This window comes from Duncaniella sp. (genome assembly GCF_029054785.1).
GTDB lineage: Bacteria > Bacteroidota > Bacteroidia > Bacteroidales > Muribaculaceae > Duncaniella.
On the sequence record NZ_JAIDEN010000116.1, the window covers coordinates 1 to 5,478 of the forward strand.

General features: G+C 50.1%; 4 protein-coding genes. 3 read left to right on the plus strand and 1 reads right to left on the minus strand.

Features of this window, described 5'->3' with window-relative positions:
- The coding region (locus K2H17_RS07650; protein WP_300133383.1) for a DKNYY domain-containing protein at positions 1-117 on the plus strand (117 nt) is incomplete at its 5' end.
- 208 nt (positions 118-325) lie between these two features.
- A complete protein-coding gene (locus K2H17_RS07655; protein WP_300133376.1) occupies positions 326-2,413 on the plus strand; it encodes an outer membrane beta-barrel protein in 2,088 nt (695 codons plus the stop codon).
- A gap of 155 nt (positions 2,414-2,568) precedes the next feature.
- On the opposite strand, the gene K2H17_RS07660 is transcribed toward K2H17_RS07655, so the two are convergent.
- The gene (locus tag K2H17_RS07660; RefSeq protein WP_300133378.1) at positions 2,569-4,005 is read right to left on the minus strand and encodes an MFS transporter; all 1,437 of its coding nucleotides are present in this window, start codon (positions 4,003-4,005) and stop codon (positions 2,569-2,571) included.
- Between the two features lie 181 nt (positions 4,006-4,186).
- Here K2H17_RS07660 and K2H17_RS07665 point away from each other — a divergent pair, with 181 nt between their 5' ends.
- On the plus strand, positions 4,187-5,317 hold the full coding sequence (locus tag K2H17_RS07665) for an AI-2E family transporter (RefSeq protein ID WP_300133380.1): 1,131 nt from the start codon (positions 4,187-4,189) through the stop codon (positions 5,315-5,317).
- The last annotated feature ends 161 nt before the right edge of the window (positions 5,318-5,478 follow it).

Here is a 5,478-nt window from a genome sequence, read left to right on the forward strand (position 1 = left end):
GTCTATTACCGTGGCGAAAAAATCAAGGGTGCATCTGTCAACAGTTTTAAAGTCAGAGGCAAAGGTTATGCAGAAGACAACTGGAACACCTATTATCGCGGACACAAGATGAAATAAGATGCAGTTGATGCGAGAGTAAAAAAACTGATCTCAGGAACTATCCGGACTTACAAAAATCTCAGGCAGCGGCATACGTCGCTGCCATTTCTTTTAACACTTATTAACCTCGGGGGGGGTAAAATTTTATTGTACTTTTGTAATTCAATCTGATTTGACGTCGTCTAACAGGTAAAATATCCATTCACTACAACCAAGTGCACAAAAAATGTTACGTCACACATTATCATTCATCTTCATCACAACTTCAGCACTGCTTGCGTCAGCCCAAGAGGAACAACACACTGACACGATAGCCACTCAGGAATTGCAGGAAGTGGTCATCCAGGCACCAAAAGTCATCCGCAAGGCCGACATGGATGTGTTCTACCCCTCGGTCAGCGCCATCGAGCATTCGAAAAACGGCTTGCAGATGCTCAAAAACCTCATGATCCCGACACTTACGGTCAACGATGTCATGGGACAGGTCACCGCGTCAGGCCAGAGCGTTCAGGTGCGCATCAACGGACGAGAGGCCACAATCGAACAAGTGCAGAATCTGCTCCCCGAAACAATCAAACGTGTGGAATGGATGGACAATCCCGGCCTGAGATATAAAGACGCTAACGCAGTGCTCAACTTCATCGTCATCAATCCCTCAACGGGCGGATCACTGATGACACAGGCAATGCCGGCTCTCAACTGCGCGTGGGGCCAATACTCTGCCGGGCTAAAGTTGAACAATGGGCGTTCGCAGTTCGGATTCAGCGCCAATTACAAACTGACAAACAAAATTTCCATGCACCGTGAATATCAGGAAGTATTCACATATCCCGACGGGCATACACTGACACGAAGCGAAAGCCCGACACGCGGCTATATGGACAATTCGTTCGGCGGCCTGCAAATGGATTACAGTTATATAAAGCCTGACACGACAGTGCTGTGGATTGCCGTCCACGGCTATAAGGAATGGCCGCAGGCAGAGTTTTACGAAGGACGGCTATCGCTGAGCGACAGCGAGGAGACAATCCTGCTGCATGACTACAACGCCAAAAAAGGCTTCACTCCGAGCTGTCAGGTCTATTTCGAACAGCACTTCAGCCATAACCAGCTGATTGCCGTAGACTTCAACGGCTCACTCTACAACGGACGCACAAGCCGCGACTACAACGAACGCAACGAGACGACCCTCAGCCCGCTGACCGATGTCAAAACCAGGATCCGTGACCGCAACCAGGCTTACGGGCTTGAGACCAACTACATCAAAAAGTGGAAAAACTCGCGTCTGACTGCCGGAATATCCTACACGGCCAACCGCAACCGTTCGGTTTATGAAAATCTCGGCGGTGCGATCTTCCACCAGCGTCAGGACAAGGTCTACTTTTTCGGCGAATACTATCAGAGAATCAAAAAAGTGACCCTTACCGCCGGATTTGGCGCACAGTACACCGATTTCCATTTCAAGGAAACAGAACAGGGAAATTCGAGCTGGAATCTCAGGCCCACATTCTCTGCGACTTACAGTCCGAACCAAAGCTCGCAGTTCAGGCTTAACTTCACATCATGGCAATCGGCACCGTCTCTTGCAGAGACAAACATCGCACCGCAACAGACCGACGGCTTCCAATGGGTTGTCGGCAATCCGAATCTCAAGACCTCGACATCCTACATGCTGACCCTGAGATATAACTTCACCTTCCCGCGAGTGATGGGAACCTTCGGTGTAAGAGCCTTCACAAGCCCGGACGCAATCACCCCCTGTTTGGCATGGGAGGGTGACAGACTGATAAAATCATACGAAAACAGCCGGGGACTTAAAAATATCAGCCTCTTCCTTTCGCCCCAGATCGAGATTGTCCCGGATTGGCTGAGTCTGTGCGGCACTCTGCAATATCGCGCGGAACAGATGAGCGGAAAAGGCTACCGGCTCTATAACCACGACTGGAGCGGAGATGTCACAGCGATGCTCCAACACTGGAATTTCACACTTACCGCACAATATCAGCGGGCGCAGAGAGAACTCTGGGGCGAGACAATCTCATGGGGAGAATCAATCTCTATCCTCGCCCTCAGCTATGACTGGCGGCGCTGGGAATTTACGGCAGGTATGATCTGTCCGTTCACCAAGTATGACCGCGGTTCGAAATCGCTCAACAAATACAACATGAACTCCACCCATGTGCGTCTGGACATGTCTCCGATGCCATTTATCCAGGTCCGCTACAACATTCAGTGGGGCCGTCAGAAACGTGGCGCGGAGAAACTTGTCAATGCCGACGCCAATGTCGACAAATCGTCGGCCGGCGGACGCTAATGACCTAAGAAATTGGGTTTAACAACCTCTCAGGCAAAACAGTCAAGAACAAATGAAGTCCCGCAGACCGGCTTTCGGATCTGCGGGACTTGTCGTTTCTTTGATATGTCAGAGGGTGCCTAAATTTTCAGGTCCCTCATATATAAACGGAGGTCTTATGCCTCACCGTCGATGCGGACATCTTCAAAATCCTCCTTGATGTTGGGATCTTCAAGGCCGTAGTGGTGAATAGCGTTCATAGACTTGAGGATGATGCCGAAAATCAGGGCAAGAACACCAAGCGATGCGAAGCAGCACATGGGGACAGTGTAGTCGTACTGCAAGGGATCGGTGATGCCGGGGTTGGACCAGGTGATCACCTTGCCGATGATGATGGGCACGAAAGCGAGACCGATGTTCTGAACCCAGAAAATGAGAGAATAAGCACTACCGAGGAAGCGCTTGTCCATGATTTTGGGAACCGAAGGCCACAGGGCGGCAGGAACCAGCGAGAAAGAGACACCGAGGACAACGATTGCCGAATAGGTGATAAGTTCGCTTTTGGTTGTCGGCACGACGAAGGCAAATGTCAGGTGACACACAATCATGAGAATGGCACCGAGGATGAGCATGCTCGCGCCTTTGCCCTTGCGGTCAAGGAAGTAGCCGAGGAAGGGAGTCAGAACAGCAGCACCGATCGGGAACCAGCGGAAAATGTCGGAAGCCTGGGTCTCGGAGATGCCGAGGTTGCACTGGAGCATGTTGGCCGCATAGCGCTGGAAGGGGAAGATTGCAGAGTAGTAGAGCACACAGAGCATGGCAATGATCCAGAAGAGCTTGCTGCCGAAAATAGCACCTACGTCCGAGAGCTTGAACTCTTCATCGGATTCAGCTTCAGCAACTTTCGAAGCGCCCATCTCCTTGTCGAGTTTAGAATCCATGAAAGTGAACACGATGAAGCAGAGCAGACCGATGCAGAGCAGAGCTGAACAGAAAGCGACGGGGACAACCACCGTAGGAGGTACAGACCAGTCAGCAAGACGGGGCGAAATGGTGAAGATGAAGAACACGCCGACACGGGCAATGGCCATTTCCAGGCCCATCGCAAGCGCCATTTCCTTGCCTTCAAACCATTTTGCAAGAGTCTTTGAAACGGTGATTCCGGCCATTTCACAGCCGCAGCCGAAGATCATGAAACCGAGAGCCGCAAGTTTGGCGCTGCCGGGCATGGCAGTCCACCAGGAACCGAGCCACTGGTCAAAGGGAGTTCCCTGGAAAGCATCACTGATGGCATAGAGCTTGATGAAAGCACCGATGACCATAAGAGAAGCCGAGAGAGTTCCGGTGAAACGCACTCCCATCTTGTCGAGGATGATACCGGCAAGGATAAGGAAGCCAAAAACGTTGAGGATATACTCGGCACCTGCATAGTAGCCGAAAGCGTCGGGCGACCATCCGCGCTGAGTCTGGATGAGAGACTGAAGAGGCGACATCACATCGACAAACATGTAGGCAAACAGCATCATCGACGCGACAAGCGCCAGAGCTGTCCACCTCGCCCATGCCTTGTCAGAAAGCAGCTGACGCACAGGCTGAACAACATTTTGATTCATATTTTCCATTATAAATTAGTGATATTGATTGTTTTGACAGTTTTGAAGCCATGTCTCCGCAAAAAGACAGCAGCAAAAGGAGGGATGTTAAATCAGACAAAATTACGTAAAATAATGGAAAATCAGAATTTATTCGTTAATTTCGTGGCTAAATATCACACACGTTTCATCAATCATCCCCATGCTCGTACGTCAACGTTATGATCTCGACCGGACAGTCAGACTTCTGATCAACTGTGTATTGTTTGTCGGCATCATCTGGATGGTCAACATTCTCAAAGGAGTTCTGCTGCCTTTCTGTGTCGGCTGTCTTATCGCCTATCTTCTTGAACCATTCGTGCAGTTCAACCGTCAGCTGCTCAATCTCAAAGGGCGCACGATCGCGACATTCGTGACCCTCTTTGAAATGACTTTTTTCTTCATAGTCCTCTGCTACCTGTTCATTCCGATGATCATCAAGGAGTCCACGCAGATGGCCGCACTGGTCAAGGCTTATGCCGCAACTGACCTGAAAATCCCCTTCGTGCCGGAAGAACTTCATGAGTTCCTGCGGAAAAACGTCAATTTCGAGCTGATCGCCCGGAAACTGTCACACGAGGAGTGGATGAAAATGATCGAAGAGGGCTTTTCAGCCTCCTGGCAGGTCATAACAGGGTCCATCTCCCTTGTGATGAGTCTGTTCAGCTGGGTGATCGTGTTTCTCTACGTTGTCTTCATCATGCTCGACTATGAGAAAATCTCGTCAGGCTTCCGGCGCATGGTCATGCCGAAATATCGGCGGCTGGTGTTCAAGATCGGCCGCGATGTGAAAAACTCCATGAACCACTATTTCCGCGGACAGGCCCTTGTGGCCTTCATTGTCGGCATCCTGTTCAGCATCGGCTTCCTTATAATAGGACTCCCGATGGCCATCGTGCTCGGCATGTTCATCGGGCTTCTCAACATGGTGCCCTATCTCCAGCTGATCTCTCTGATTCCGGGTACACTTATATGTATAGTGGTCTCGGTAAGCGGCGAAATCAGTTTCTGGACACTGTTCTGGGAAATGATCGCAGTCTATTGTGTGGTTCAGGCCATCCAGGATCTCGTCCTGACGCCAAAAATCATCGGAAAGGCCATGAGCATGAATCCGGCCATCATTTTCCTGTCTCTTTCCGTCTGGGGAACGCTGTTCGGGATGATCGGGCTTATCATCGCCATCCCCCTGACCACACTTTTGCTTGCATATTATGACGAATATTTCATCCGACCGCATGAAAATCGCAAATCTCGCAGGAAGAGCACGGAGGCGGAAGAAAGTCCCAAAATGTGAAAATAATTAACAACTAACCCACCAAAGTGCAATAGTTAAGTTAACAGAGGTTAATTTAAGCCGAAATATTTGGAAGTTCCAAAATAACTCTCTACCTTTGCATCGCTTTTGAAAAACAATCGGGGTGTAGCTCAGTTGGTTAGAGTACGCGTCTGGAGGGC

Bases quoted from the DNA above. Each gene is read 5' to 3' on its own strand.
- K2H17_RS07655 (WP_300133376.1), top strand. From the start codon at position 326: ATGTTACGTCACACATTATCATTCATCTTCATCACAACTTCAGCACTG.
- K2H17_RS07660 (WP_300133378.1), bottom strand. From the start codon at position 4,005: ATGAATCAAAATGTTGTTCAGCCTGTGCGTCAGCTGCTTTCTGACAAG.
- K2H17_RS07665 (WP_300133380.1), top strand. From the start codon at position 4,187: ATGCTCGTACGTCAACGTTATGATCTCGACCGGACAGTCAGACTTCTG.